General features: G+C 72.1%; 1 protein-coding gene and 1 pseudogene. Both read right to left on the reverse strand.

The annotated features are described in order from the left end of the window. Window positions 1–205: hypothetical protein (locus tag CCN56_RS41160; RefSeq protein WP_143664858.1), on the reverse strand; the 205-nt coding region annotated here is incomplete at its 3' end. A 200-nt stretch (window positions 206–405) separates the two neighbouring features. Then, window positions 406–530 (reverse strand): annotated as a pseudogene (locus CCN56_RS41165) (anti-anti-sigma factor); the annotation flags it as partial.

Below are 530 nucleotides of genomic sequence, written 5' to 3' on the forward strand. Positions count from 1 at the left end.
GTTCCTGCCCGGGCGGGCAGGGTTCGATCTCGCTGCCGTCGACGGGGTTGACGGTGAGGAGCAGTTCGCCGGAGACGAGCCGGACGACGCGGGCACGCGCGGGCGTCTGGGCAGGCGCCGGTGCGGGCACGCCACGGCCCTGGCGGGCCTCCTCGCCCTCGGTGTCGTGACCGTACTCCTCCGACCCAGGGTTGATCGGGTCCATGGTCCAAGCCCCCAAGAAGCGGTGTGCGGTACCCGCCGGGTGGGTCCGTCAATGTGCAGGCGACCGAACCCTAGACCGTGCTCGGGCGCTCGGGAACAGCCGGGGTGCCCCCGAGACCAAGACGTCACGGTCTTGTGAGGATTGAGCGGGACGCCTGTTTCACACAGCTGCTTCACACGCGGCGGGTGCTCCCGGGGGTGTCACACGCGGGGCAGGGACTCCAGGGCGAGGCCGCCCTCGATGGCGAGGATGCGGTGCAGTCGGGTGGCGACGAGGAGCCTCTGCATCTGGGGCGGCACCCCGCGCAGGACGAGGCGCCGGCCGC

The organism is Streptomyces sp. NRRL B-24572 (genome assembly GCF_002156145.1).
In the GTDB taxonomy this organism is placed as follows: domain Bacteria; phylum Actinomycetota; class Actinomycetes; order Streptomycetales; family Streptomycetaceae; genus Streptomyces; species Streptomyces vietnamensis.